Source organism: Acinetobacter sp. 12966, from assembly GCF_031196995.1.
Taxonomy (GTDB): Bacteria; Pseudomonadota; Gammaproteobacteria; order Pseudomonadales; family Moraxellaceae; genus Acinetobacter; species Acinetobacter geminorum.
Genome location: NZ_JAVIMC010000124.1, coordinates 115,051 through 140,158, shown reverse-complemented (window position 1 = coordinate 140,158; position 25,108 = coordinate 115,051). Strand labels below are relative to the sequence as shown.

Here is a 25,108-nt window from a genome sequence, read left to right as displayed (position 1 = left end):
AATTGTTGTTCGGACACAATACACCTTGGCAATAAGCCAAATGATAAAAATACTTGAAAGATTGAGTATTGTAGCCGAATTTAATAGCATAGTGCCGAAATGTTTAATCGGCAGTTTGATATGTTCAAGGCAAAGATTCGTTTAGTTTATATCGCCATGATGAGTGCAGGTATTTTTACATTGCAGGGCTGTGATAATGGTAATCAAGGTGCAGAAAAAAAAGTAGAAATTAAGCCAGCACCGAAACTAACCAATGATGCAACTGTTTATGCTCAAAAAGCATGGACATTAATTAACACGGTTGAGCATTTAGTTTATGAAAAACAACTCAGCCAAATTGATGACAAAGTACGTAAACCTTTACGCCAATTGAGTACAGACTGGCGCATTAATGTAAAAATGACGGACTCAGTGACAGAAGGGAAATATGCACTCTGTCGTAAGGCCTTGACAAGTTTAGATATATGGGCACGCGAAACACTAGAAAACAATAGTTCAGTTGCCCAAAAGCAAGCGGACTATGAGCGAGATAAGGCTCAATGTAAGGATGCGATCGATACGCCAAATCTTGGAAATACTTCGCCAAAATAAAACTAATGAATGTAAAAAAGCGAGATGTTAAATCTCGCTTTTTTTGCTTTTAAACGATAATGAGTGAATGTGAATTACGGTTTTGTGGCAGCTTTAGCGGTGTTTGCAGTTTTCACAGCATCTTGTTTCATTTGATGAGTCATTTGCTGTGATTCATGTTGAGCATGTGTCGCGCTGATCATTGCATCATGTTTTTGAGTGCTTAAGTCTTTTTTAACATCCTGTTTAGTTTTAGTTACCTCTTTCTTGGCTTTTTGAGCTGTAGTTTTTCCATGTACCGCTACACATTTTCCACCTTTGTGATTCGGTCCTGTACCGCCTTGTAGTTGAGTTCCTTTTGGACATGCAAATGCCGAAACACTTAACATAGCCAATACGCCTGATGTAAGAATTGTTGATAATTTTTTCATGTTAATCAGCGCCTTGTTGAGTATTATTGCTCAGCTTGAGTGTAGGGTGTAAATATCTGCTTTAACACATTTATTTTGTGGAAATAGAGTTTGACCAATGTGTTGTTTTGCAGTGTTATCTAATTTTTTAATTTAATTTTAAGTTTTTATTATTTAGCCGCTTTTAAAAAATTAGCATTGTGCTTGAGCAACTACTTTCAATTTCTCAATATCTAGAATCTCAATTTTTCTGAAAGCAATTTTGATGATTTTCTGTTTTTCGAGCAGGCTCAGCTCATGATTGATCGTCTGTCTAGATGTGGTCAGCATATTTGCCAACTGTTCTTGAGAAATATGAATTTGATGATCTTGAATAAGAATATGGTTACCGTATCCCTCTAAAATGAACAGAAGACGCTGAGCAAGCCGTTGAGAAATACTACGTGTTTGGATAGCAATCTGTTCTAAGAAAACATACCTGAGTTTTTGGCTCGTTAAACGTGCGAAAAAATACCAATAATATGGATTTTCCTTGAGTAGATCATTTAATGGTTTTGCAGGAATATGTAGAACTGTACTTTTTTTCAAGGCAATGGCATCGTGTGAGCGCGGTTCATGGTCAATTAGTGATATTTCACCAAACCACATAATCGGCTCAGCAATTGCAGAAAGAGCTTCATTACCATTTACATCGACATAACCCAAGCTAATTGAGCCTTCAAGTACGGTATAAATGCCATCAAACTCATCTTGAGCGTGGAAAACGTAGCTATTTTTATCAAAAATAATTTGCTTGCCATGTTCTAAAATAAAATTTTGGAATGTTTCTGGAAGCACACTAAACCAAGTGTTCTCTTTTAGTCGGTTAATATAAATTAGATCCAAAATTCGGTCATCCATGAAAAAATTCTTTACTTTGTCAGATAGCTGACAACTTTAAGTTTTCCTTATTTGTACAGTATGACTATATGTTGATGAATAGGGAATAACTCATGTCAAATCTGGAGCAACAGCTTAGCAAATATGCGGCTTATCATTTAAATCATAAAAATATATTGACGCATTTTATTGGTATTCCGCTTATCGTGTTTTCAATTTTGTGTTTAACCGCAAGAGCAGGCATCGATATTGGTAGTTTTAAACTGACTTTAGCCATAGTACTGATTGCAGCTAGTACGATCTATTATTTTATTTTAGATAAAGTATTTGGCTTACTCATGCTCGTTCTTTTAGTCGCTGTGTATCCACTAGCCAATCAAATTGCACAGTTATCTTTTGGAGAGTGGTTGGCAGCAAGTATTGGCTTCTTTGTTGTCGGTTGGGTCTTTCAGTTTGTGGGACATTATTTTGAAAAGAAAAAACCTGCTTTTGTTGATGATGTGATAGGACTTGTGATAGGACCATTATTTGTATTGGCAGAATTTATATTTATGCTAGGTTTTAGAAAGTCACTGCATGAGCGTATTTTACAAGAGGCGCGTAGTAAACGAGAGACGATGGATTTAAGTCATTAAATATAAAAAAAGCCCCAACATATTGGGGCTTTTTCTTTCTTAAGTTTAAAACTTAAACGTTAAAACGGAAGTGCATTACATCACCATCTTGAACAACGTAAGTTTTACCTTCTAAACGCCATTTTCCAGCTTCTTTAGCGCCGTTTTCACCGTTGTATTGTACGAAGTCCTCATATGCAACAACTTCAGCACGGATAAAACCTTTTTCGAAGTCAGTATGAATCACACCAGCTGCTTGAGGAGCGGTTGCGCCAACTTTTACAGTCCATGCACGAACTTCTTGTACACCAGCAGTGAAATAAGTCTGTAAACCTAAAAGTGCATAACCTGCACGAATAACCACATTTAAACCTGGTTCTTCCATGCCCATTGCTTCTAGGAACTCAGCACGATCTTCATCTTCTAATAATGAAATTTCAGCTTCGATTTGGTTGCATAGAGGAACAACGATAGCGTTTTCTTCAGCCGCAAGTTTTTTAACTGCGTCTAAGTGCGGGTTGTTTTCAAAACCATCTTCTGCAACGTTTGCAATATACATAGTTGGTTTTAAAGTCATTAAACCAAAACCACGAACTAATTTGCGTTCGTCATCAGATAAATCAGCTGCACGCGCTGGTTTACCTTCGTCAAGTAACGGTTGGATTTTTTCTAAAACTGCTTTAGTTGCTACAGCTTCTTTATCACCGCCTTTAGCAACTTTAGTTAAACGTAAAATTGCTTTAGCAACAGTTTCGAGATCGGCAAGTGCAAGTTCAGTATTGATGGTTGCGATGTCGTCTAACGGATCAATTTTACCATTTACGTGAATCACGTTTTCGTCTTCGAAACAACGTACAACATGAGCGATTGCATCAGTTTCACGGATGTTAGCAAGGAATTGGTTACCTAAGCCTTCACCTTTTGACGCACCAGCAACAAGGCCTGCAATATCTACAAATTCCATTGTAGTTGGCAAAATACGCTGTGGTTTAACAATCGCAGCAAGTTTGTCTAAACGTGGATCTGGTACAGGAACAATACCTGTGTTTGGTTCAATGGTACAGAAAGGGAAGTTTTCCGCTGCAATCGCTGCTTTCGTTAATGCATTGAAAAGGGTAGATTTCCCTACGTTTGGCAGACCAACAATACCGCAATTAAAACCCATGAAAACCACTCACAAATGTGTAAATTAAAAATTGTCGATGATTTTACATGAAAGCCATGACAAAGTCATGGCTAGAGCAGGGTTGTATTGCTTTTAAACTTTACGTTTATCAAGTTGCTGGGCTAATGCATCGCCAGTCGCTTGTACTAACATGACTAAAACAATTAACACTAAAATGACGGCCACCATAATTTGCATATCAAAACGTTGATAGCCATAACGATAAGCAATGTCTCCTAGACCACCTGCACCAATAGCACCAGCAATCGCAGAGGAATTGATCATAGTCACAATAGTCACGGTAAAACCCGCCACAATACCCGGCAAAGCCTCTGGTAAAAGTACATGCCAGATAATTTGTTTACGGTTACAACCCATGGCTTGTGCAGCTTCAATTAAGCCTTGGTCGACTTCACGTAAACTGACTTCTGCAATACGCGCAAAAAAGGGAATTGCCGCAATAGTTAAGGGAACAACGGCTGCCCATACACCGTAACTTGTACCTACGATCCAGCGAGTTAGTGGAATCAGAGCGACCATTAATATAAGAAAAGGTACAGAGCGAGTAATGTTGATGATCCAACCCAAAGCTTGATTAATCTTTTGTGAGGAGTGAATGCCGTGCTCGGAGGTACTTACTAAAACAACGGCAATGGGTAAGCCAATTAAAAAAGCAATAAATGCAGATGCACCTACCATGAGTAAGGTGTCTACAGTTCCAGTAATTAATAAATCAATGAGCTGGTCGTGCATAGCCAAGTACCTCAAATTGTGCAATTGCAGTTAATGTGTCTTGTCGTATAGATGAAAGATCAATTTCTACGTTAGGAATACCGACTAAAAGTGAGCCAATAATGTGCCCTTGAATGGTATCGACCTGACTTTGATATAAATTGACAGGTGCTTTAAATCTGGCAAGTAGTTCTTGAATATCGGGAGCCTGATGTGCGTCAGCCTCATATTTCAGTTTTACAATAATATGCGTCGAATTTTCATCGGGTAGAGGACTGATTTTAAAAGGCAGAGTGATCTGTTCAAGATTCAGCAATTCTTGAGTAATCTGTTGTTCTGGTCGTGAAAATACAGACCAAACTTGTCCGGCCTCTACTATCTCACCTTGGTCAATCACCACCACTTGATCACAAATTTCTCGAATGACCTGCATTTCGTGAGTAATTAATACAATAGTAAGACCCAGCTCATGATTAATCTTTTTAAGTAAAGCCAAAATAGTGGCAGTACTTTCTGGATCAAGTGCTGAAGTGGCTTCATCACAAAGTAAAATTTCTGGATGGTGAACAAGTGCACGTGCAATACCGACGCGTTGCTTTTGTCCGCCTGAAAGTTGAGATGGGTAGTAGCCAGACTTATCAGCTAATCCCACCAGTGCCAAAACCTCATTTACACGTTGGTCGATATCTGCTTTGTTGTAATTGGAAACTTTTAAGGGCAATGCCACATTTTCCCAAACTGTTTTTGCAGACATTAAATTGAAATGTTGAAAAATCATTCCAATTCGTTGGCGAGTTTGAATAAGCTCGGCATGGCTCAATTCAGCAATGTTTTGTTGATGAATATGAATACTGCCAGTATTTACCTGTTCTAAGCCATTTAAAGTACGGAGCAAGGAAGATTTGCCTGCACCACTTTTACCAATAATGCCTAAAATCTTACCTTGAGGAATATCAAGGTTAATCTCTTTTAAAGCATGCAGTTTTTGACCTTGCGATTGGTAAAACTTATTTAAACCGCGAATTTTGATATGGGGTAGAGAAAAATCAACTTGTGATCCAAAACTCACCATTGTCATTCTCCTTATTTCCAGCCAGGGAACCAAAGTGTTGGCCCAATCTCAGCATCTAACACAGCTTTAACTTTTGGTGAGTTTTGATAGATCTCAACAAATTTCTTTAACTTATCGCCCGTATCTTGGTAGTCATCACGCACTACAAACAAAATTGCATAACGTTTATTGGTATTGTCATCAAGTAAAAGTGCACTTTCGGGGTCAGCTGTTTTTGCTAAGCGTAGGTAATGCGGATAGCCAAAAGCCAAGTCAACATCATCAATTGCACGAGCAGTCTGTGGCCCTTCAACCTCTACGAATTGCAAATTTTTAGGGTTTGAAACTACATCTTTTAGTGCAGATAAATGATTATTTGAATCTTTAAGCGTAATTAATTTAGCTTGCTGTAAAAGTAGTAGGGCACGACCTTGATTCACTGGATCATTTGGAATGACTACACGTGCGTTTTGTGGCAATTCATCAAGGCTTTTATATTTCTTTGAATAAAGTCCCACATGTGATGCTGCACCCACTGCAAATGCTTTTAATTTAAAGCCAGTTTCTTTAATTGCATTGTCTAAGAAAGGTTGGTGCTGGAAAAAGTTCGCATCAATATCCCTATGATTTAAAGTAATGTTTGGTGTATTCCAGTCAGAAAATTCGACCAGTTTTACATTTAAACCCTGTTTCTTTGCTTCATCGGCAGCAGCTTGTAAAGTTTTTGCAAATGGGGGACTAATCCCAATCACAAGTTCATTTGAGCCACTTTGGCGATGTTTATTCCAAAAGATTAAAGCAGCAACAAGGACTACAACGACTAAGCCTATGCCTAGCCATTTTTTTGAGGCTGTTTGAGCCATGTCTATCTCCAAATTTAGGCGGTTATTTCTTCAACTGTTGTTAAGTTTTTGCTGTTGTTATAGGGACTACATCGGAACGCTTGAACGGGGTGTTGTTCTGGTAATTGGTCACCCCGATTAAAAATTTTGTTCCGTAGTGAACCCGTTTTATATGTAGTTTTATAGCGACCACGTTGTTGTAGCTCAGGAATGACCAAGCGAATAAAGTCGTGGTGAGACTCAGGTGCAACTGTACGTGTCAAATTAAAGCCATCAATATCGGTTTCATCTAAAAGATGAATTAGGTATTCAGCAACTTCTTCGCCACTACCCACAATGAGTGGATAACGACCACCCAAAACATGTTGAGCTTTTAAGTCATTTTTTGTGATTTGTTGCTCTTTAAATTTTTCGGTAATCGAAACAATACTGTTACTTTTTTGGTAAGGAATTGCTTCATCGTCGGCAAATTTACTTAAGTCGATGCCAGTTGAGCTCGCATAATGCGCTAAGCCAGCTTCAGGACTTGCATATTGACGATATTCATTAAGTTTCTGTACAGCGAGATCATGTGTTTCGGCAACAACAACGGTGATGCCAACGAAGACTTTAATGTCATCCGCTGAACGGCCTTGCTGTTCTGCAAGAGCACGAATCTTTTTCACTTGTTCTCGTATTTTTTCGGGTTTGTCGCCGCCAATAAATACACACTCAGCATGACGCGTCGCAAACTGCATACCTTTGGGGGAAGCACCTGCTTGAAACAGTGTTGGTGTGCGTTGTACAGAAGGAGACACCTGAAACACACCTTCACTTTGGTAATATTTTCCGTGGTGGTGAATGGTGTGAACTTTAGATGGATCTGTAAAAACACGTCGTGCTTTATCTTTTTTAACGGCGTCGTTTTCCCATGAACCTTCCCAATATTTATAGCAAAGCTCTAAAAACTCTTCGGCTTGTTCATAGCGGGCATCATGGTCTTTTAAACCTTTTTGGCCAATCAAACGTTCAGCACTATCGAGATAACCCGTCACGATATTCCAGCCAATACGACCTTGAGTTAAATGGTCGAGACTCGCAAAGCGGCGTGCAAATTGATACGGATGTTCATAGCTTAAGTTCACAGTGACCCCAAAACTCAAGTTTTCAGTGACTGCCGCCATTGCTGAAATGAGTGTAGATGGGTCATGGCTTGGAAGTTGAATGGACTCTTTTAAAGTCAGATCAATACCATTTTGATAGACGTCATACACACCTGTAATATCTGCTATAAACAAGCCGTCAAATAAACCACTTTCTAATGTTTTGGCTTGTTCTGTCCAATAGCTCAGTTCATTAAAGCGGTGTGATTCATCACGTGGATGTGTCCATAAGCCATGATTGATATGTCCAACACAGTTCATGTCAAAGGCGTTTAATAAAATCTCTTTTGCTTTAAAATCTGCCATTACAATGTCCCCCGTCGAGGTGGTAGAACACCGTTAAGAACATAGTTCCCAATAAAGTAATATTTCCATCGTGCAGCATCATGTAAGGTATGCACACGCGCATTGCGCCAGAAACGGTCTAGACCATCTTGTGATTGACTACCACGGCTACCAGCAAGTTCAATCAGCTTAGACGAAGCTTTTAGCGCCGTATCACTACTATGAGCACGTACTTTGGCAACATCGATGGATGCTTTCGCAATACTTTCAGGTGTGGTCTCAATTTTTGCGGCATCGATTGATTGCGCAGCTTGTTTTAATAAAACTTCACTTGCTCGTACATCTACAGCAATGCGTCCTAGCTCATAAATCGTTAAAGGATCTTGGTTGGCTGTTTCTACTTGTGAGTCAATCCATGGACGAGCTTGATGTACTCTTTGCAAGCTTTCTTCAAAGGCTGCACGTGCAATACCTACCTCAATCGATGCATGCATAATTTGGGCAAAAGGACCCACTAAGGTTGGTTGTAAAAATGCAGTATCAAAAGGAATAACATCATCAACATCGACAAAAACCTGATCAAACTTAACTGTGCCGCTGCCTGTCGTTTTCTGTCCGAAGCCAGACCAGTCATCAACAAGTTTTAATCCTTGTGAACCACTTTTTACAAAGGCTAGACACTCTCGACCTGCATCATCTAAAACTAAGGTTGGAATACGGTGAGCAAATAAACTTCCTGTGCAGTAAAACTTTTCACCCTGAATCAGGTAGCCATTTTCGTGTGGACGGATATTGGTTTGCTTATGAGTTGAAGTTTTGGTTTTAAACTCAGCAAGTGCATTACCAAAGCGAGTGCCATTTAAAACTTCGCCATATAACCGTTGTTTTTGAGCTTCTGTACCTGTATTGCGTAACACTTCTAAGGCATAGAAGTGGTTTTGCGGAATTTGTCCGATTGAACCATCTGCACCGCTTAAAAGAGCAATTACTTTAGCAACGGTATGACTTGAAACTTCGGCACCGCCATATTGCTTAGGTACTGTAATTGCCCAAAGTCCAGACTGGCTCAATGCATCAATTTCGGTATACGGTAAAATTCGCTTAGCGTCTCGCTCAACTGCGGTTTTTTTAAATTGCTCAGCAAACTGTGTGGCAACTTCTAATGCTTCAGCATCATTTTGAATAATGTGCGCTTGGCCAGATGCCGACGTTTGTTTGGTTTGAACCGATTGATATGAAGTCATGACAATTTCTCCTTAAATCCAGGCATGGCGGGCAGGGAAATGACCATTAAGGTAATAATTGCCAATGGCATGTAGTTTCCAACGAACAGGGTCGTGTAAGGTATGTACACGGGCATTTCGCCAATGTTGATCCAAATTGTGTTGGCTTAAACTTGAACGGCTACCGCCTAGCTCTAGTAATTTTTCAGAGATCTGTAGAGCCGCATCATTGGCATAGACTTTTGCTTCGGCAACCAAAATTGAAGCTTTTGCTACTTGTTCGTCAGTCACCGTTTGAAGTTGATCAAGTTCATCTAAATATTCAGCAGCTTCATCAAGCAGTAAAATTGCTGCGTCGAGTAAAATATTTAACTTACCTACCTCTTGCAGGGTGTAATGTTCAAAGCTGGCTTTTTCAACATTTGCATCAATAATTGGACGTGCTTTATGAATAGTCGATAAAGTATCATCAAAAGCAGCTTCCGCAATACCGACATCAATGGCTACTTGTAATAACTGAGAATAAGCACCGCGATAAGTAGGGGCTTTAGTTAATAAGCGTTCATCAAAAATGAGTTCTGGATTAACTTCAACATGATTTAATTTAACCGTACCACTCGCTGTCGTACGTTGCCCAAATCCATTCCAGTCATTAATGACTTCAATACCTTGAGCATCTCGGTTAACAATCACTAAAACCACATGGCCTTCGGGATGAATCGCTTTAATTGCAAGCCAATGCGCAAAACTTGTTCCCGTCGAATAAAACTTTTCACCGTTTAAAATATATTTGCCGTTTTCAACAGTAAGATTGGTTTTTAAGGTTTTTGAATCATGGGTATTACGTTCTGGTCCACCATTGGCAAGACGCTTGCCGGCTAATATTTCTGAAAAGATAAATTGTTTTTGTTGTTCTGTACCCATGATTTCAATCAGGTTTAACAGACTAATCTGATTTTGTGGAATCTGACCAACATTCGCATCACCTTTACTCAAAATACGGAAAACTTGAGCCAAAGTTTTATTGGAAACAAAAGCACCGCCGTATTTTTTTGCAATGCGAATACCACCTAGACCTTTTTGGCTAAAGTTTTCGATTTGCTCATGCGGTAATAAGCGTTGTTGATCACGTGTATTACGACCCTCTAAAGCATAATCCGCCACTTGATAAGCAGCATTAATCGCTTGTTGATCATTTTGAATGATTTGGACGTAGGCAGTCGTTTTTGATAGAGAATTAGACATAATGACACCTTGTATTGCTGTCATTACCTTACAAAAGAAATATTTTTCCACTAAACGAGGACTTATGCTCAGCTTATGAAATAAAGTGCAAAGCATTTTTTTTGCTTTTTAATGAAAAAATAGAGATATCGAAAGATTATAAAAAACAATAGTTTAAGGTTATTATGTGGAAAAATAATAATAGAATTGGTTTTAATATGAAAAAGAGCAATAAGTACGGTAAAAAAAGATATAAAAAAATAGACTTAAGTGTCAGTGAAAAATGAGCACAATATCCATTGTTTTAACTAAAAATAGCTTCTAAAGTATCTACTTACCGACGACCATTTTTGTACAAATAGTCAAATAAAAATAAACGTGGAGATTTTATGCGGGTTTTGTATCAGTTTCCTTTGTCCCATTATTGTGAAAAAGCTCGCTGGTTGTTAGACCATAAAGAACTTGATTATGTGGCTCATAACTTAATTCCAGGCTTTCATCGTGCTTTTGCACAACTCAAAACAGGCCAAAATTTACTGCCTATTTTGAAAGATGATCATCAATGGATCGCTGAATCGACTAAAATTGCACTTTATCTGGATGATACTTATCCGGAGCATTCACTGTTACGTCGTGATGAACAATTAAGACAGCAAACATTAAAAATAGATAGTTTGGCTGATGAGCTAGGTATTCATGTCCGTCGTTGGGCTCTAGCTCACACGTTGGCGCATGGAGACCATGCTTTAGAAATTATGATGGGTGAACAAGGCTATTTACGTCAGTTTGAAAAAATATCGAAGCCATTCCTCAAAACACTGGTAAAGAAGAACTATAAACTTGAAGAAGAGCTAGTCAACCAGTCAAAAGAGCACATGGATGAGCTCATAAATGAATTAAATAACTGCTTAATCGAAAATCAGGCACGTTATATGGTGGGTGATCGCTTAAGTCTTGCTGATATTTCTGTTTGTTCTATGCTTGCTCCTTTATTAGAAATAAAGGGCACGCCGTGGGAGCGGGAAGAAGCTGAAGGTGTTTCAGAAGAATGGAATAACTATCAGCAAAATTTACTCGATTTACCTCTAGGTCAGTATGTTTTAAGAATATATCAAACTGAGCGTAATGCGCGAGTAGATTGGCGAGGAATTTAAAATTATAAAATGCCCTGAGAAAATCGGGGCTTATTTTTATCTTTGCTAGTTATTTTATTAATGTAGATATTACTATCAATTTTCTAAATGATTTTTATTAAGCCATTTGTTTATATTATTTTGCCGCCAAAATTACTTTTTACAATATAAATTCAATTTTATCTAAATGACTAATAACTTTAATTTTTATAATTTTTTGGAAAATACAATTTTTCTAAATACTATTTTTAGCCAAAGTTAAGCCACTTTATTGTGCATGTGTTTACATTGTAATCAATAATTGCCACATTTAAGTGTAATTAGATGAGCTTAATAATAGACAGAAGATTAAAACATAGATTAAAGTAGAAACATGTGAGCAGTTTTAAAGGTATTAATTCTGCAAAACAGATTGAATAGAATAAGTGAAGCAAATGGATGGATCCGACTTGGAAAAGTTGGCTCGATAATTGCAATTTAATAAAAAATCACTCTATTGCTCTATATGAATGATTCTATAGATAAATAGAGAGAATGATCATCAAGGAGTTCTTATGAAACGTTCTGCAACCTCTCTCATTATTTCAACAGTTATGCTTTGTACGGTTGGCGCTACTTCTCAAATTCAAGCAGCAGATACATTAGCTAAAATTAAAAGTACCGGAAAGATCGTAATTGGTCATCGAGAATCTTCAGATCCAATTTCATATGTTGTTGCAGGTAAACCAGTAGGTTATGCAGTCGATATCTGTAACCAGTTTGCAAATGACATTAAAAAAGAACTGAAAATGCCTAGCTTAAAAGTTGAGTACAAGGCTGTAACTTCATCAACACGTATTCCTGAGCTTTTGGCAGGCAATATCGATATGGAATGTGGTACTACTACAAACTCTAAACAACGTCAGCAACAAGTTGGTTTCTCAACTAACTACTATGCAACTGAAGTGCGCATGGCTGTTAAAGCAAATTCAGGCATTAAAAGTTTGGCAAACTTAAATGGTAAAGCTGTTGTTACCACTCAAGGCACCACATCTGACAAATACATCAAGATGAATGAGAAAGGTCAGGCAATTAATGTTCAAAATATTTATGGTAAGGATCATGCTGATTCTTTTGCCATGATGGCATCTGGCCGTGCTGCTGCATTTGTAATGGATGATAATATTTTAGCAGGCTTGATTGCTAAATCTTCTACACCTAAAGCTTTTGCAATTGTAGGTCCAGTACTTTCATCTGAACCTTATGGAATTATGCTTGCTAAAGATGATCCAAAATTTAAAGCGGTTGCAGACCGTACTGTAAAGAACTTGTGGAAAACTGGTCAAATGGACGCTTTATATAAGAAGTGGTTCTTATCTCCAATTCCACCAAAAAATACGAATTTGAACATGCAACAAAGTTCATCTTATAAGAAATTAAAAGCTAACCCAACAGATGCTGGAATCTAACTGGATCTTTTTGTCCTAAATTTACTTGTGTAAGTGTAAAGATTCATTTGCACAAGTGGTCTATTTTCTAAAGATATTAATTTAAGGGGCAAACATGTCAGTCGGCTCGCTAAACTGGACTATATTCTGTGCGGAGTCTAATGAATATGGTGTCGATAAAGCCGCATGGGCAGAATCAGTTTGTAAAGCTATTGGTAGCTCAAGCTACAATGCTTATGCTGAGGCACCCACATGGTTACAAATGTTAGGTTCAGGCGTGTTCACTATGGTTTGGACAGCTATTATAGCCTTTCTTATCGCATTTTTATTAGGTTCTCTCCTAGGGGTAATTCGTACATTACCTAACAAACCTCTCGCATTTATCGGCAATTGTTACGTTGAAATTTTCCGTAATATTCCACTTATTGTGCAACTATTCTTCTGGGCTTTTGTTTTTCCGGAATTTCTACCGGACAGCTTAAGTGCAGGTAGTGGGGATGTGGTTGCTGGTGGATGGTGGAAAAATCTATTAAATCAACAACCAGCGGTTATTGGTGTTTTTGCATTAGGTCTCTACACGGCTGCCCGTGTATCTGAGCACATACGTGCCGGAATTAATACCGTTTCTCGTGGACAGAAGTTCGCAGCTTCCGCTATGGGTTTTACTACTGCACAAAGCTATCGTTATGTCATTTTACCGGTTGCATATCGTACCGTATGGCCAACGATTACATCTGAAGCAATGAACGTTTTCAAAAACTCAGCTGTTTTATATGCGTTGAGTGTGTTGAATTTCTTTGCTTATACGAAAACGATGCGTGAAGAAACTTCTCAGGACATCATCATTCTTATCCTCTCTACACCTGTTTATTTGATTATCACTTATAGCATTAAGTTTGTAATGGCATGGATTGAGAAACGAATGGCTGTACCTGGCTTAGGTTCAGGAGGGAAGTAATCATGGATTTTTCTTTATTACAAAACCCTGACGTGATCGCAGCACTCAAAGAAGGTTTCATTTTTACGCTTACCGTAACGGTACTAGCAATGATGGGCGGTATCCTAATTGGAACCCCATTGGCAATGATGCGTTTATCTAGCAATGCCATCGCAAGTAATTTTGCAAAATTTTATGTTGATCTGTTTCGTGGTATTCCACTGATTCAGGTGATCTTTATTTTCTACTTTTTGTTACCAAAAATATTTGAGTTTCAATCTGATACCTATTGGGGGCCGCTATTTTCGAGCGTTGTAACTTTTGCTATTTTTGAAGCTGCATTTTTTTCGGAAATTGTACGTTCTGGAATTCAGTCTATTTCAAAAGGTCAGGTACATGCAGGCTACGCGCTTGGTTTTACCTATGGTCAATCAATGCGCTATGTGGTTTTACCTCAAGCCTTTCGCAACATGCTTCCGGTATTGTTAACTCAAACCATTATTCTGTTTCAGGATGTATCGTTAGTTTATGTGATTAGTGCACCAGACTTTTTAGGTCGTGCAGATACATTAGCTAATACTTATGGACCTGAAACGAAAGCAACATTCTATTTAATCGTCGCTGTAGTGTATTTCTGTAGCTCGTTTGTGCTGTCGCAATTAGTCAAACGCTTACAGCAAAAAATTGCCATCATTCGCTAATTGGAGATTTTAAATGCCAATGATAGACATCCAACATATCTCTAAATGGTATGGTGATTTTCAAGTTTTAACAGATTGCACGACGAGTATTGAAAAAGGTGATGTCGTTGTTGTTTGTGGACCATCTGGTTCAGGAAAATCAACACTCATTAAAACAGTAAATGCTCTAGAACCATTTCAACAAGGTGACATTATTGTTGATGGGATTTCGCTTAAAGATCCAAAAACAGATCTGGCTAAATTCCGTTCACGAGTGGGAATGGTCTTTCAGCACTTTGAACTTTTTCCACACATGACTGTTTTGGAAAATTTGACGATTGCTCAAGTTAAAGTGTTAAAGCGTTCAGTTGCAGATGCTCGCGAAAAAGGTTTGAAATATTTAGAACGTGTAGGTTTACTTGCACATAAAGATAAGTTTCCGGGGCAGTTATCGGGTGGTCAGCAACAACGTGTCGCGATTGCACGTGGCTTGTCTATGGACCCAATCTGTATGTTGTTTGATGAACCAACTTCTGCACTTGATCCTGAAATGGTCGGTGAGGTTCTTGAAGTTATGGTACAGCTCGCACATGAAGGTATGACCATGATGTGTGTTACGCATGAAATGGGCTTTGCTAAAAGAGTATCTAACCGTTTAATTTTTATGGATGAAGGTAAAATTTTAGAAGATTGCCCAACTCATGAATTCTTTGATAATTTAGAAGCTCGTCATGAGCGTGCTAAACTTTTCTTAGAAAAAATTCAGGCGATGCACTAATAACCCTAATAAAAAAGAGCCATTAAAGGCTCTTTTTTTATATCTAATTTTTAGAAACTATACTTTGCTAGCAGGTTGATACGTGAATAATCCCCCTTGTCACCGGCAAAAGTTTCACGTTGACCGTAAGTATATTCGGCTCCTAAATCAATATTTTTAACTGGGTTCCAGATTAAATTGACTAAAGCGTTATAAATTTCTTTGTTATAGCTAGTATTGGTTAAATTGCTATTTGCATAGACATTATCATCTTTATATTGAATACCACCTATAGCAAAAGTAGAACGTAGAATAGGGCTCCATTTACGTTGATATCCAATTACTGCGCTATCAAATTCACCTAAATTAATATCCTGTGTTGTTGTGTCATAGTTATAAGCTGAATTGCTATAAAGTAAATAACGGCCATCGCCTTTAACATGATAGTAGTTAGCAACTACGCTATCTTGAGGCGTTAAATCATATTTACCACCAACACCTACACCCCAACCAAATTTTTCTTCAGAAGCACTATCTTTTGGAGCTACACGGTTTTCATGGGCAAGACCATGTAACTGTAATAGGCCTTTGTTATTTGTAGTTTTGAAATCATATCGTGCTGTTAAAGCAGGAAAGCGGCTTCCACCGGCAGCATTACCAGCTTTTTCAACATCACCACCTTCTAAGGCAACTAATATTTTCTGTTGTGCATTAATTGGCTGAGTGTATCTAACCTGTACTGTACGTGTAGTACCTGTACCAATAGCGCCATTAAAATCTACTGTCTCTGGTGATGTATCTGTGTTTACAAACGGTGAAGTTGTTTGACCAGCTAACCATTTTCCTAAAGACATATAGGCATGGCGAACACGGAAAGTACCATTGCCATTATCTCCATTGCCACCCATGAAATCGGCTTCAATTTTACCTGTTAAATCTCCATATTGAGTTGGACGAGTAATATCTAAGCCAATTCGTGAAGTTGCTGCAGATACATTGAGTGAGTCTTGTTTTGGATCATCTTTATTGAGTGGATAATTGGCACCATTTGAAATACTGCCATTTGAACCTTTAAAGTCATAGGTTGCATCTGCACGAACACTACCATAAAGCTTGACTTGAGTTTGTCCATCGGCCATAGCCATCCAACCTGGTTTTGATGCAGGAGGTGTAGGGGGCGCTGGTGCTGCGGGAATTGTTGCTGGAGCAGTGACATTTAAAGCTGTTTTTTGTTGATCAGATAGTTTCTGAACGAGTTGTTTTAACTCCTTTACTTCATCACGTAAGGCGTTAACTTCAGCATCTGTAGCGGCATGCACAGGCATCGTCACGCCCATTGCACCTAAAGAACTCATTGCTAACACTAGTGTTTTGATCTTATTCACAGGAACTCCCCCGACATGGATAAAAATTTTCCTGCAAATACATAACAAAAATGATGCCAACTTTACGAAGTTTGAAAAATAGTCAAATTTTGATGTTTACTTCCTTTTTAGCCTCAAATGATAGTGAGAATAAGGATTTTGCATCGATAAATCAGATTTAAGCATAAACTGACTCTCTAAAATGAACCTCCCCTGACACTACTTGCACGTTTAAAAGGCATAAAAGAATTAAGGTCTATAAAAGAAAAAGAGTTTTGCTGCCCATAAACCTTTGTATTTTCAATGCAGAGGTGGTGGTATAGGGTTATACTGTCTTTACTGTGAAATTCTGGCTGGAGATAAGAGTGGAGTTAGATCGTTTTGATAAACAAATTCTAGAAATTTTGTCTCATGAAGACTTAAATTTGAATGAACTTTCAGAACGGATCAATCTGTCAGTCAGTTCTGTGCATCGACGTATTAAGCACCTGATTGAAGCCAACATCATGGGGCAGCTCAAAAGGGAAATTAATTTTAGTAAGCTTGGTTTTACTTTACATATTTTATTGCAAGTATCATTGAGCAAACATGATAGTGAAACATTTGATAAATTTTTGTCTGAAATAGAGGCAATTCCAGAAGTAACAAACGCATTCTTAGTCACAGGGCAAAGTGCAGATTTTATTTTGGAGCTTGTAGCACGCAACATGGATGACTACAGTGAAATTTTATTAAGACGTATTGGAAAAATCGACAATGTAGTTGCTTTGCATTCTAGCTTTGTCATTAAAGAATATAATGTGTTTAATTGCTATAACTTGCTCAACAAGCTATAAAAAACGCACCAAATGGTGCGTTTTCTTTGATTCAAATGTTTGATTTAAGCATCAAGTTGAGCCAAAACCTCATCCGAGAATTCAACGTTAGTATAAACGTTTTGTACATCGTCAAGATCTTCAAACATATCAATCATTTTAAGAATTTGTTTTGCTTGATCAACATCTGTAATTTCAGCTTTTGTGGATGGACTCATCACAACTTCTGCGTTATCAGATTTTAAACCAGCAGCAGTAAGGGCATCTTGTACTTCACCGAAAGTCTCAGGTGAGGTGATTACTAAAATGCCATCTTCTGAAACTTCAATATCTTCAGCGCCAGCTTCTAAAGCAACTTCCATGATTTTGTCTTCTAAAGAAACATCTTCAAAAGTAATCTCACCACGCTTAGTAAATAGATAAGACACAGAACCCGCAGTTCCTAAGTTACCATTTGTTTTACTAAAACAGTGACGTACATCTGGCACTGTACGGTTTAAGTTATCTGTCATTGTTTCAACAAGAACAGCAACACCGCCAACCCCATAACCTTCGTAAGTTACTTCTTTTAAATCATCATTATCTTCACCACCAGCACCACGTTGGATTGCACGGTTAATGGTGTCACGTGTCATATTAACTGAGAGAGCTTTTTCAACTACTGCACGCAGACGAGGGTTGCTAGCAGGATCTCCACCACCAAGTTTGGCAGCAGTCACAATTTCACGAATATATTTAGTAAAAACTTTACCGCGACTTGCATCTTGTTTAGCTTTACGATGCTTAATATTGGCCCATTTAGAATGACCCGCCATGGACGTGAACTCCAAAAAAAGAAAATGCAAAAGTGCTGGAATATTAGCATAGGCTTGGTTTTGTTGAAAACTGTTGCCCTGCGTTTTGTTAGCCAATTGAATAAGAACAATAAGCTTAAGACCTAATGAGTGAGATTTGGTCAAATCAAGTCCAATTTGATTTAGTTAATTTTTACATCTATGTCAAATTGAGCATATAACTCTTTAATGGTTTCCAAGTCTTTTTGTAAATCAGTCGGGTAAATTTTACCTAAAATCCCACCTTGTTTACTTCGAGCATTGGCATACATTAAAACAATAGGAACATTAGCTGCTTTGGCAATATGCCAAAAACCTGTACGGATAGGCTTTCGTTCAGAGCCATCTTTAGCACGTGTAGCTTCTGGAGCAATCACTAAGTTAAATGTTTCATGGGTTTGAAATTGTTCAACCATTTGCGAAACGATATCTTTACTTGCTTTACGGTCAACAGGAATGCCACCAAGTTTTTCTAGAAGGGGCTTAAGTGGGCCCTTAAAGAGTTCCTTCTTTATTAACGTATGAATTTTGATGTCTAACATTTGGAAGAGGGCAATCGATAGCACTGCATCTAGATTTGAGGTATGTTCAAAGCCAATAATAACTTGTTTTTTCTCAAGAATTTGAGGGTCTACATTGTAAGTCCAGCCAACGGCTTTAAAGATAGAATTACCTAGAAATTTTTTCATACATCAGTGCAAGGTGATAAATTTTCAGGATTCTAATATGAGTTTGTAAAAAAGCCTAGAAAAATTATGAAAGCTAAAGTAGACCACAAAAGTTAAAGGTTATCTAAGTTATAGAATAATAAGCTTAGATAATTTTAAAATTAAGATGCCTGTTCTGGTATCTCTTCATTAATTAAATATTCAATATATTTCCAAATTTTTTCAGGGTTAATAAGGTTTTTATCTGTCGTCCCATCAATAATCATCCCATCAATAATAGAAATAATGATATGAACAAGGGGAGTTGGATTTTCTATGCCTAATTGAGTAAGTTTTTCATGTAATAAATTAGTCAACCATTTTGTATATTCATAAAATGGTTCACGAATTGAAGTATATTGTTTGGATACTTCAATAAATGCCTTTTTAAATAAACATCCATTAAATGTTTCGCTATTGATCCATTCAATATACCAATTAAAAATAATATGAATTTGTTCTAGCGGAGTAGCATCTTTATGCAAACTCAACTGTTCATTGATAGAGTTTTGGATATTTATATTCCGATGTTGCAAACATTCCATAATTAAATTTTCCTTTGAAGGGAAGTATTTATAGAAAGTCATTTTTGCAACATTTGATTCGGCAATAATACGGTCGACACCAGTAGCATTGTACCCAATCTGATTAAATAAATTTAAAGCAGTATTTATAATATCTTCTTTTTTTGACATTACTATTCCATATAGTTAAAACTAATTATAACTTAATCTAAAATATTAAATTTTTAATACAAATTATGATAATGAAAAAGTGAATTTGATTCAAGTTGAGATTGTGATAATGATTATCATTAATTGAAGTTTTTTTTAAAATTTTTATTTGATTTCGTACCATTTTAATTCTAATATTAATTGATGATGGAATAAGTTTAAACATTAATTTAAGTCATTGTTTTTATAATAAAATATGTAAAAATTGATCATGCTTCAATAAGTTTAATGAGAGCGAATATGCCTAAGAAATTTGAGAATTTTAATAATCCTAGAAAGAAAGCACTCGCAGGGATGAAGCAAAGCATTTCAGTAGAACTATGGGAAAAAAATTCAAACTTTTTAACTCACTTAAGAGCAAAAATTGCTAAACATCCAGTATCCCATCATCCGGCAATTGATACTTTAAATAACGGCGAAATTAATAAAGAAGACTTAAAAAAAATTCACTTAGAGTATCGTCATGCAATTGTGCAAACTTTTACTGATGCATTGCTCATGGCCCAATTTCAAACAAAACAATTGGAACCGAGATTGCATGCTGGTGCAAAAATGTTTCCGCGTTTTCTGTTGAGTTTAAATATTTTTGATGAGTTTGGATTTCGTCCAGGATTAGATAAAGATGGCTACTATCAGGGAAATCCTGAATATGCTCATTATCCTTTATTTGAAGATATATTGAATGATTTTGGTATCACTGAACAAGATCGCCAAAATTATCACCCGAGTAAAATTGCAGATCAGGTTAGGGTATTTTTAGAAAATACTTATGATGACTACAAAGCAGTTTCAGCCTTATTAGCAGTTGCAGAAGAAGAGGTGATTCTATATAGCCCACCTTTACGGAGAGCAACTAAAGCAGTTGGTCTGGATGTGGACGGTGGTGGTTATTATCATGTACATGGTATCTCTGAGGATGAAAGTGCTGAAGCAGCAGACGATGATCATGAAGAAGATTTATGGTATGTGTTGATGCAAGCTTGTACAGAAGAAGATTATAACTATATTGAAAAGATATGCTTAGAATATTGTGATTTATGGGAAAAGTTCTGGGATACACAATTAGAGAATTCTGAGCCCATACGAAAGCAAATCTTAGCTTAATAGATTAAAGATGAATATTTAGTAAGGAACGTAAGTGTATTTTAAAACATCTAAAATTTAGGGATAAAATAAATTTAAATTTTGAGTATTTTTTATAAGAGTAAAGCATATTCTATTTGGATATATATTAAAAAACCCCATAAACTTTTTGTTTATGAGGTTTGGTATTTGGTGGGCCCACACAGACTTGAACTGTGGACCAACGGATTATGAGTCCGCTGCTCTAACCAACTGAGCTATAGGCCCTATAAGTCAGAAAAGCTTTTAATCTCAATGCTTTTCAGTGCGTGCAATACTAATCAATTTTTTAATTAAACACAAGTCATTTTCTGAAGTAGACGCAAACTAAACCAAAAATATTGTGTCATATTGGTTAATATTTCAAGCGATAGTGATTCTAGCTTAAGTGTACTTCAAGAGTAAAGTGGGAGAAGTTATTTATCGATCAATTAGAATTTATTCCAACAATCTATTGTGACGATGACTTAATTGTATTTGTAGTTTGAGACATTAATTTATATAAAATAAATTTTGTTTAAAATATGAGCAGTAAGTGTTGGTGTATTGTTTGAATGTTTTGAAAGACTGGAGTTAGAAAAATTTACTTAAGATAAATATAAATGGAGGTTAAAAATACTATATAAAATTTTCTATATTTTTATACTGTAATTAAGCTTTAGATATATAATAAATCGTCTTTTATATATCTTTCGAAAGATAATAGTTGCAATAATTCTCTTAATAAGATTCTAGCTTATAGGTAGTAAAGAAAATATAAACTATTAGGTCCAAATTACTTAAGAAAATAGTATTATTAATTTTTATAATAGGTTGAAATTTAAACTCAACTTATTAAAAAGCAAACATTAAGCTATAAAGTTAGCAACTTTAATAATGAAACATAAAATTAACAAATTCAAGGGATTTAATATATTTTATTTAAATAAATTTAAACACAATAAATACTTTTTCTTAAAGTATTTATTGTGTTTTGCTAAAAAAGCTGTTAAGAGAGGTAATAGAAATTTTTATCATTAAACTATCTTTCTCTAAAATATTTTCTATATAAAACCTAAATTGTGACTGTCTTCACAATAATATAAATGTTTGTATCTTATAAACTTTATACTTGACTGAAACACTTGGTTTTAATAAAGTATAAGTGTATTTTTTACAAAATAAAATATTATTGCTTAATCCTGAAATACAACAAGAGGCCTACTTTCTAAGTAGGCTTTTTGTTTTTAGTAGTATTTAGATATAGAGTACAGAGTAATAAGCTTAAGCTTTAAATAACTAGATTTAAAAAGAATTAAAATTATAAAAATCCTTAGACTTTCAGAAATAACCTATAAAATTTTATAAATTTTCTTGAATAATTTGGATGAGTTCTCGAGTCGCTTTAGATAATGGGCGGTCTTGAAGCCAAATTAAGTAAATGGATAGAGGTAAATGATTTTTGGTATTTTTAAAATCTAAAAGAACTAAATGACCTTGATCGATTTTTTCTTGTACTAATGATAACGGAAAATTTCCCCAACCGAGTCCCGCTTCAACCATGTTAATTGCTGTTTGTAGACTATTCGTTTTCCAATACATTGCACCAATAATTGAACGGGGATCTTTCATTTCATGTTCACTACTCGCCACAACAATTTGTCTAATATTGATTAATTCTTCAATAGAAAACTGTTTTGTTTTATCTTGTAGAAGACTATGACTAGACGAAATTGTGGCAACTACTGTTTCAGTCATGACCAATTGCAAATTTTCACGCATTTTTATATTTAGGTCTGAACCTGCTAAGCAAAGACTGATTTGCTCCGTATAAAGTAAATTAACAATGTCGTCTTGGGGAGCCGTAATAATCTCTATGTTCAGTAAAGGGAATTTATCGGCTAACTTTTTTATAGAAGAAAACAATAGTTTGGTATTTACATCAGAAACAACGCCAATACGCAATTTACTTTCAAGGCCTAAAGAAAGTTCATGTGCATGATTGCTAAATAGCCTAAGTTGTTCAGAGATAATTCGTGCTTGAGGTTCCAAAGCTAATGCGGTAGCGGTTGGAATGACCTTTCGAGGAGTCCGTTCAAATAATATGTAACCCAATTCTGCTTCTAAATTAGCAATGGCCATACTTACCGCTGAGGGGACTCGATTGAGTTTACGAGCGGCCGCAGAGAAAGAACCTGTATCAAGTACAGTTATGAAAAGTTCAATATTTTCACTGTTAAAATTCATTTTGATATCAGCTAAACTGAAAGCTATTAACTTTATATATGATTTTGACTGAAATTAAAATATAAGGAATGAAGCAGAGTTTGTTGATTATGCAAGGTATAAAGCGTCGAATTGTATATGTTTCTTCCTATGAGATAATCGGCATGATTATTTCATCAGTAGGGTTAGCGATTTTGGCAGGTGATAGTGTTGAACATACAGGGCCACTATCTGTCATGATTACGACCATCGCTGTGACTTGGAATTTTATCTACAATATTTTATATGAGAAATGGGAAGCTAAACAAAGCAGTCATATCCGTACAGTTAAGCGTAGAGTTGGACATGCCATCGGTTTTCAACTTACTTTGGTTCTGTTTTTAATTCCGCTTATTTCATGGTGGATGGATATTTCCCTCATTGCTGCTTTTTGGTTAGATGTGGCCTTTATTATCATTATCCCTATCTATACTTTTATATTTAATTGGAGCTTTGATAAGTTATTTGGATTGCCTATTTCGGCGCAGGCTAAAGCGCTACCAGAATAACTGTAAAATCATTTTAATAAGCTATCAAGGTGATCGACTTTGATAGCTTATCTAGCTTCATTATTTGATTTGATCAATAGCTAACTTTTTTGAAAACTTTAATTGAGCTTTCTTGGCGAAAATATAATAAATTAAAGCAGTTGAGATAAGGCCTACCAGCCACGATAAATCGATTCCTCCTAGCATTGCCGCAATTTGACCCGTATAAAATTTACTATCAATAAATGGTAGTTGAATCAAAATACCTAGAAAGTAGCAGGTAATACCAATCCGATTCCAACGTCCATACTTACCATTTGGATCATAGAGCGCATCAACATCACATTCTTCTTTAGAGATAAAGTAGTAATCAACAAGATTAATGGCACTCCACGGAATAAAAAAGGTAAGCAAAAACAAAATAAATGCTTTAAAGGCGCTTAAAAAAGTATGTTCACCTATAATTGCAATAAAGGTTGAGACTACAACCATAGCAAGGACAATCAATAATCTTGTTATTTTTGAGATTTGATTTGTTGATTTGAAACTATTCCAAATCGTAGCAATACACATAAAACTGCCATAGGCATTTAAGGTCGTCAGAGTAACTTTCCCAAAAGCGATACTAAAATATAGAAAAGTCACGACAAGGGCAATTGGGTTCATACCAACAACATATTGAACTTCATTTCCGACAAAATTGCCGTTTGCAACTTGAGCGATTAAAACGCCTAAGCTCATAGAAATTTGTGAGCCAATTAAAGAACCTAAGCCCACTGCCCAAAAAACACGAGATGAAGATGTTTTAGTTGGCAGATAGCGAGAATAGTCTGCAACATAGGGGCCAAAAGAGATTTGCCAAGAAGCAGAAAGGGAAACTGCTAATAAGAATGAAGACCAGCTGAAATGACGTACTGCTAAGAGCTCAGAAAAATCAGAAAGTGCTAAGATCTGAGTCAAAATAATCACAAAAGCAATCAAACCAATAATACTGGCTACTTTACCTACCAAATGGATTAAACGGTATCCAATCGTTGCGAATAAAATGATTAAACTTGCATAAATTAAGATGCCAGTTGTATTGCTGACATGTGCTAAATGTGCAATTGCTTTACCCGCTAATACCTCTCCAGTTGCGGTAAAGCCAATATACATAAGGCAAACGAGTATGATTGGAATGCACGCGCCATAAACCCCAAATTGCACACGGCTTGAAATCATTTGAGGCAGACCAAGTTTAGGACCTTGGGCAGCATGTAGTGCCATGACGGCAGCACCAAAACATTGTCCTACTAATAAGCCAATAATAGACCAAAAAACATCCCCACCTAACACAACGGCTAGCGCGCCTGTCACAATGGCTGTGATTTGTAAGTTAGCCCCAAACCATAGGGTGAATTGGGCAAATACTCCGCCATGTCTTTCATTTTCAGGAATAAAGTCGATGCTTCGGTTTTCTATAAAACTACTATTAGGTTTCCCAGCCGATGAGTCCATTTCACTCTCCTTATCCTTTAAGAGCCATCCTATTCTTATTTATTCATATTTGTATAATCAAATATAAACATGTATATACAAGTAATTTTAAGAAGAATCAAATATTTTTGAAGTATTGGATATTAAAATTGAGTTAAATAATTCATAGATAAATAGAAAAAGTATTTGACTGATTTTATTTTTAAAAAGTTAAATGATAAAAAAATAATATATAAAAAAGCCCTCTGAAGAGG

25 protein-coding genes and 1 tRNA gene are annotated in these 25,108 nt (G+C 36.4%); 10 read left to right on the top strand and 16 right to left on the bottom strand.

Annotated features, from left to right (window positions below; all coding sequences use genetic code 11):
• Nucleotides 1–120 precede the first annotated feature (120 nt).
• Nucleotides 121–591, top strand: coding sequence for a hypothetical protein (locus RFW85_RS17605; RefSeq protein WP_025464664.1), 471 nt, complete (start codon nucleotides 121–123; stop codon nucleotides 589–591).
• Between the two features lie 74 nt (nucleotides 592–665).
• Here RFW85_RS17605 and RFW85_RS17600 read toward each other — a convergent pair whose 3' ends face one another.
• Both RFW85_RS17600 and RFW85_RS17595 read right to left on the bottom strand, forming a co-directional pair.
• Nucleotides 666–1,001 (bottom strand): hypothetical protein, encoded by a 336-nt coding sequence (locus tag RFW85_RS17600; protein ID WP_170247775.1) that lies wholly within the window; start codon nucleotides 999–1,001, stop codon nucleotides 666–668.
• A 171-nt stretch (nucleotides 1,002–1,172) separates the two neighbouring features.
• A complete protein-coding gene (locus RFW85_RS17595) occupies nucleotides 1,173–1,880 on the bottom strand; it encodes a Crp/Fnr family transcriptional regulator (protein ID WP_170247774.1) in 708 nt (235 codons plus the stop codon).
• Nucleotides 1,881–1,972: 92 nt separating this feature from the next.
• Between RFW85_RS17595 and RFW85_RS17590 the strand changes: the two genes are divergently transcribed.
• Entirely contained in the window at nucleotides 1,973–2,494 is a 522-nt protein-coding gene (locus tag RFW85_RS17590; protein ID WP_170247773.1) for a DUF962 domain-containing protein, read from the top strand.
• Nucleotides 2,495–2,546: 52 nt separating this feature from the next.
• Here RFW85_RS17590 and ychF read toward each other — a convergent pair whose 3' ends face one another.
• From ychF to RFW85_RS17555, 7 genes are all read right to left on the bottom strand, one after another.
• Nucleotides 2,547–3,638, bottom strand: a complete 1,092-nt coding sequence (ychF, locus tag RFW85_RS17585) for a redox-regulated ATPase YchF (RefSeq protein ID WP_170247772.1) — start codon at nucleotides 3,636–3,638, stop codon at nucleotides 2,547–2,549.
• Nucleotides 3,639–3,731: 93 nt separating this feature from the next.
• Nucleotides 3,732–4,391 carry a methionine ABC transporter permease gene (locus RFW85_RS17580; RefSeq protein ID WP_170247771.1) on the bottom strand — a complete coding sequence of 220 codons (660 nt, stop codon included), beginning with the start codon at nucleotides 4,389–4,391 and terminating at the stop codon, nucleotides 3,732–3,734.
• The gene (locus RFW85_RS17575; RefSeq protein WP_170247770.1) at nucleotides 4,372–5,448 is read right to left on the bottom strand and encodes a methionine ABC transporter ATP-binding protein; all 1,077 of its coding nucleotides are present in this window, start codon (nucleotides 5,446–5,448) and stop codon (nucleotides 4,372–4,374) included. The genes RFW85_RS17580 and RFW85_RS17575 overlap by 20 nt, the downstream gene beginning before the upstream one ends.
• Before the next feature lie 5 nt (nucleotides 5,449–5,453).
• Complete coding sequence (locus RFW85_RS17570; protein WP_170247769.1) at nucleotides 5,454–6,284, bottom strand: MetQ/NlpA family ABC transporter substrate-binding protein; 831 nt, start codon at nucleotides 6,282–6,284, stop codon at nucleotides 5,454–5,456.
• 14 nt (nucleotides 6,285–6,298) lie between these two features.
• Entirely contained in the window at nucleotides 6,299–7,711 is a 1,413-nt protein-coding gene (locus RFW85_RS17565) for an LLM class flavin-dependent oxidoreductase (protein WP_170247768.1), read from the bottom strand.
• Complete coding sequence (locus tag RFW85_RS17560; RefSeq protein ID WP_170247767.1) at nucleotides 7,711–8,934, bottom strand: SfnB family sulfur acquisition oxidoreductase; 1,224 nt, start codon at nucleotides 8,932–8,934, stop codon at nucleotides 7,711–7,713. The genes RFW85_RS17565 and RFW85_RS17560 overlap by 1 nt, the downstream gene beginning before the upstream one ends.
• 12 nt (nucleotides 8,935–8,946) lie before the next feature.
• The gene (locus RFW85_RS17555; protein WP_170247766.1) at nucleotides 8,947–10,182 is read right to left on the bottom strand and encodes an SfnB family sulfur acquisition oxidoreductase; all 1,236 of its coding nucleotides are present in this window, start codon (nucleotides 10,180–10,182) and stop codon (nucleotides 8,947–8,949) included.
• 344 nt (nucleotides 10,183–10,526) lie between these two features.
• Between RFW85_RS17555 and RFW85_RS17550 the strand changes: the two genes are divergently transcribed.
• The 5 genes from RFW85_RS17550 (at nucleotide 10,527) to RFW85_RS17530 (ending at nucleotide 15,092) form a co-directional block, all read left to right on the top strand.
• On the top strand, nucleotides 10,527–11,291 hold the full coding sequence (locus RFW85_RS17550; protein ID WP_170247765.1) for a glutathione S-transferase family protein: 765 nt from the start codon (nucleotides 10,527–10,529) through the stop codon (nucleotides 11,289–11,291).
• A 533-nt stretch (nucleotides 11,292–11,824) separates the two neighbouring features.
• Nucleotides 11,825–12,718 carry an amino acid ABC transporter substrate-binding protein gene (locus tag RFW85_RS17545; RefSeq protein ID WP_170247764.1) on the top strand — a complete coding sequence of 298 codons (894 nt, stop codon included), beginning with the start codon at nucleotides 11,825–11,827 and terminating at the stop codon, nucleotides 12,716–12,718.
• A gap of 94 nt (nucleotides 12,719–12,812) precedes the next feature.
• Complete coding sequence (locus tag RFW85_RS17540; protein ID WP_170247763.1) at nucleotides 12,813–13,655, top strand: amino acid ABC transporter permease; 843 nt, start codon at nucleotides 12,813–12,815, stop codon at nucleotides 13,653–13,655.
• Nucleotides 13,656–13,657: 2 nt separating this feature from the next.
• On the top strand, nucleotides 13,658–14,335 hold the full coding sequence (locus tag RFW85_RS17535; protein WP_032062410.1) for an amino acid ABC transporter permease: 678 nt from the start codon (nucleotides 13,658–13,660) through the stop codon (nucleotides 14,333–14,335).
• Nucleotides 14,336–14,348: 13 nt separating this feature from the next.
• Nucleotides 14,349–15,092, top strand: a complete 744-nt coding sequence (locus tag RFW85_RS17530) for an amino acid ABC transporter ATP-binding protein (RefSeq protein ID WP_032062408.1) — start codon at nucleotides 14,349–14,351, stop codon at nucleotides 15,090–15,092.
• A 50-nt stretch (nucleotides 15,093–15,142) separates the two neighbouring features.
• Here RFW85_RS17530 and RFW85_RS17525 read toward each other — a convergent pair whose 3' ends face one another.
• On the bottom strand, nucleotides 15,143–16,456 hold the full coding sequence (locus RFW85_RS17525; protein WP_309171744.1) for a DcaP family trimeric outer membrane transporter: 1,314 nt from the start codon (nucleotides 16,454–16,456) through the stop codon (nucleotides 15,143–15,145).
• A 344-nt stretch (nucleotides 16,457–16,800) separates the two neighbouring features.
• Between RFW85_RS17525 and RFW85_RS17520 the strand changes: the two genes are divergently transcribed.
• Nucleotides 16,801–17,271 carry an Lrp/AsnC family transcriptional regulator gene (locus tag RFW85_RS17520; RefSeq protein ID WP_002050132.1) on the top strand — a complete coding sequence of 157 codons (471 nt, stop codon included), beginning with the start codon at nucleotides 16,801–16,803 and terminating at the stop codon, nucleotides 17,269–17,271.
• 44 nt (nucleotides 17,272–17,315) lie between these two features.
• Here RFW85_RS17520 and RFW85_RS17515 read toward each other — a convergent pair whose 3' ends face one another.
• From RFW85_RS17515 to RFW85_RS17505, 3 genes are all read right to left on the bottom strand, one after another.
• Nucleotides 17,316–18,065, bottom strand: coding sequence for a YebC/PmpR family DNA-binding transcriptional regulator (locus RFW85_RS17515; RefSeq protein ID WP_170247762.1), 750 nt, complete (start codon nucleotides 18,063–18,065; stop codon nucleotides 17,316–17,318).
• Between the two features lie 161 nt (nucleotides 18,066–18,226).
• Nucleotides 18,227–18,772 carry a 1-acyl-sn-glycerol-3-phosphate acyltransferase gene (locus RFW85_RS17510; protein ID WP_170247761.1) on the bottom strand — a complete coding sequence of 182 codons (546 nt, stop codon included), beginning with the start codon at nucleotides 18,770–18,772 and terminating at the stop codon, nucleotides 18,227–18,229.
• A 140-nt stretch (nucleotides 18,773–18,912) separates the two neighbouring features.
• On the bottom strand, nucleotides 18,913–19,485 hold the full coding sequence (locus tag RFW85_RS17505) for a TetR/AcrR family transcriptional regulator (RefSeq protein ID WP_170247760.1): 573 nt from the start codon (nucleotides 19,483–19,485) through the stop codon (nucleotides 18,913–18,915).
• A gap of 279 nt (nucleotides 19,486–19,764) precedes the next feature.
• Here RFW85_RS17505 and RFW85_RS17500 point away from each other — a divergent pair, with 279 nt between their 5' ends.
• Entirely contained in the window at nucleotides 19,765–20,628 is an 864-nt protein-coding gene (locus tag RFW85_RS17500) for an iron-containing redox enzyme family protein (protein WP_216076486.1), read from the top strand.
• 169 nt (nucleotides 20,629–20,797) lie between these two features.
• Here RFW85_RS17500 and RFW85_RS17495 read toward each other — a convergent pair.
• Nucleotides 20,798–20,874, bottom strand: a tRNA-Ile gene (locus RFW85_RS17495).
• 1,113 nt (nucleotides 20,875–21,987) lie between these two features.
• The gene (locus RFW85_RS17490; protein ID WP_170247758.1) at nucleotides 21,988–22,872 is read right to left on the bottom strand and encodes a LysR family transcriptional regulator; all 885 of its coding nucleotides are present in this window, start codon (nucleotides 22,870–22,872) and stop codon (nucleotides 21,988–21,990) included.
• An 89-nt stretch (nucleotides 22,873–22,961) separates the two neighbouring features.
• On the opposite strand from RFW85_RS17490, the gene RFW85_RS17485 reads away from it, so the two are divergent.
• Nucleotides 22,962–23,399: a PACE efflux transporter gene (locus RFW85_RS17485; protein WP_086264525.1), complete on the top strand. Its 438-nt coding sequence runs from the start codon at nucleotides 22,962–22,964 to the stop codon at nucleotides 23,397–23,399.
• A gap of 60 nt (nucleotides 23,400–23,459) precedes the next feature.
• Here RFW85_RS17485 and RFW85_RS17480 read toward each other — a convergent pair whose 3' ends face one another.
• Complete coding sequence (locus RFW85_RS17480) at nucleotides 23,460–24,875, bottom strand: cytosine permease (RefSeq protein ID WP_170247757.1); 1,416 nt, start codon at nucleotides 24,873–24,875, stop codon at nucleotides 23,460–23,462.
• Nucleotides 24,876–25,108: the final 233 nt, after the last annotated feature.

Coding starts and splice junctions, on each gene's coding strand:
- RFW85_RS17605 (WP_025464664.1), top strand. CDS start 121: ATGTTCAAGGCAAAGATTCGTTTAGTTTATATCGCCATGATGAGTGCA.
- RFW85_RS17600 (WP_170247775.1), bottom strand. CDS start 1,001: ATGAAAAAATTATCAACAATTCTTACATCAGGCGTATTGGCTATGTTA.
- RFW85_RS17595 (WP_170247774.1), bottom strand. CDS start 1,880: ATGGATGACCGAATTTTGGATCTAATTTATATTAACCGACTAAAAGAG.
- RFW85_RS17590 (WP_170247773.1), top strand. CDS start 1,973: ATGTCAAATCTGGAGCAACAGCTTAGCAAATATGCGGCTTATCATTTA.
- ychF (WP_170247772.1), bottom strand. CDS start 3,638: ATGGGTTTTAATTGCGGTATTGTTGGTCTGCCAAACGTAGGGAAATCT.
- RFW85_RS17580 (WP_170247771.1), bottom strand. CDS start 4,391: ATGCACGACCAGCTCATTGATTTATTAATTACTGGAACTGTAGACACC.
- RFW85_RS17575 (WP_170247770.1), bottom strand. CDS start 5,448: ATGACAATGGTGAGTTTTGGATCACAAGTTGATTTTTCTCTACCCCAT.
- RFW85_RS17570 (WP_170247769.1), bottom strand. CDS start 6,284: ATGGCTCAAACAGCCTCAAAAAAATGGCTAGGCATAGGCTTAGTCGTT.
- RFW85_RS17565 (WP_170247768.1), bottom strand. CDS start 7,711: ATGGCAGATTTTAAAGCAAAAGAGATTTTATTAAACGCCTTTGACATG.
- RFW85_RS17560 (WP_170247767.1), bottom strand. CDS start 8,934: ATGACTTCATATCAATCGGTTCAAACCAAACAAACGTCGGCATCTGGC.
- RFW85_RS17555 (WP_170247766.1), bottom strand. CDS start 10,182: ATGACAGCAATACAAGGTGTCATTATGTCTAATTCTCTATCAAAAACG.
- RFW85_RS17550 (WP_170247765.1), top strand. CDS start 10,527: ATGCGGGTTTTGTATCAGTTTCCTTTGTCCCATTATTGTGAAAAAGCT.
- RFW85_RS17545 (WP_170247764.1), top strand. CDS start 11,825: ATGAAACGTTCTGCAACCTCTCTCATTATTTCAACAGTTATGCTTTGT.
- RFW85_RS17540 (WP_170247763.1), top strand. CDS start 12,813: ATGTCAGTCGGCTCGCTAAACTGGACTATATTCTGTGCGGAGTCTAAT.
- RFW85_RS17535 (WP_032062410.1), top strand. CDS start 13,658: ATGGATTTTTCTTTATTACAAAACCCTGACGTGATCGCAGCACTCAAA.
- RFW85_RS17530 (WP_032062408.1), top strand. CDS start 14,349: ATGCCAATGATAGACATCCAACATATCTCTAAATGGTATGGTGATTTT.
- RFW85_RS17515 (WP_170247762.1), bottom strand. CDS start 18,065: ATGGCGGGTCATTCTAAATGGGCCAATATTAAGCATCGTAAAGCTAAA.
- RFW85_RS17510 (WP_170247761.1), bottom strand. CDS start 18,772: ATGAAAAAATTTCTAGGTAATTCTATCTTTAAAGCCGTTGGCTGGACT.
- RFW85_RS17505 (WP_170247760.1), bottom strand. CDS start 19,485: ATGTCAAAAAAAGAAGATATTATAAATACTGCTTTAAATTTATTTAAT.
- RFW85_RS17500 (WP_216076486.1), top strand. CDS start 19,765: ATGCCTAAGAAATTTGAGAATTTTAATAATCCTAGAAAGAAAGCACTC.
- RFW85_RS17490 (WP_170247758.1), bottom strand. CDS start 22,872: ATGAATTTTAACAGTGAAAATATTGAACTTTTCATAACTGTACTTGAT.
- RFW85_RS17485 (WP_086264525.1), top strand. CDS start 22,962: ATGCAAGGTATAAAGCGTCGAATTGTATATGTTTCTTCCTATGAGATA.
- RFW85_RS17480 (WP_170247757.1), bottom strand. CDS start 24,875: ATGGACTCATCGGCTGGGAAACCTAATAGTAGTTTTATAGAAAACCGA.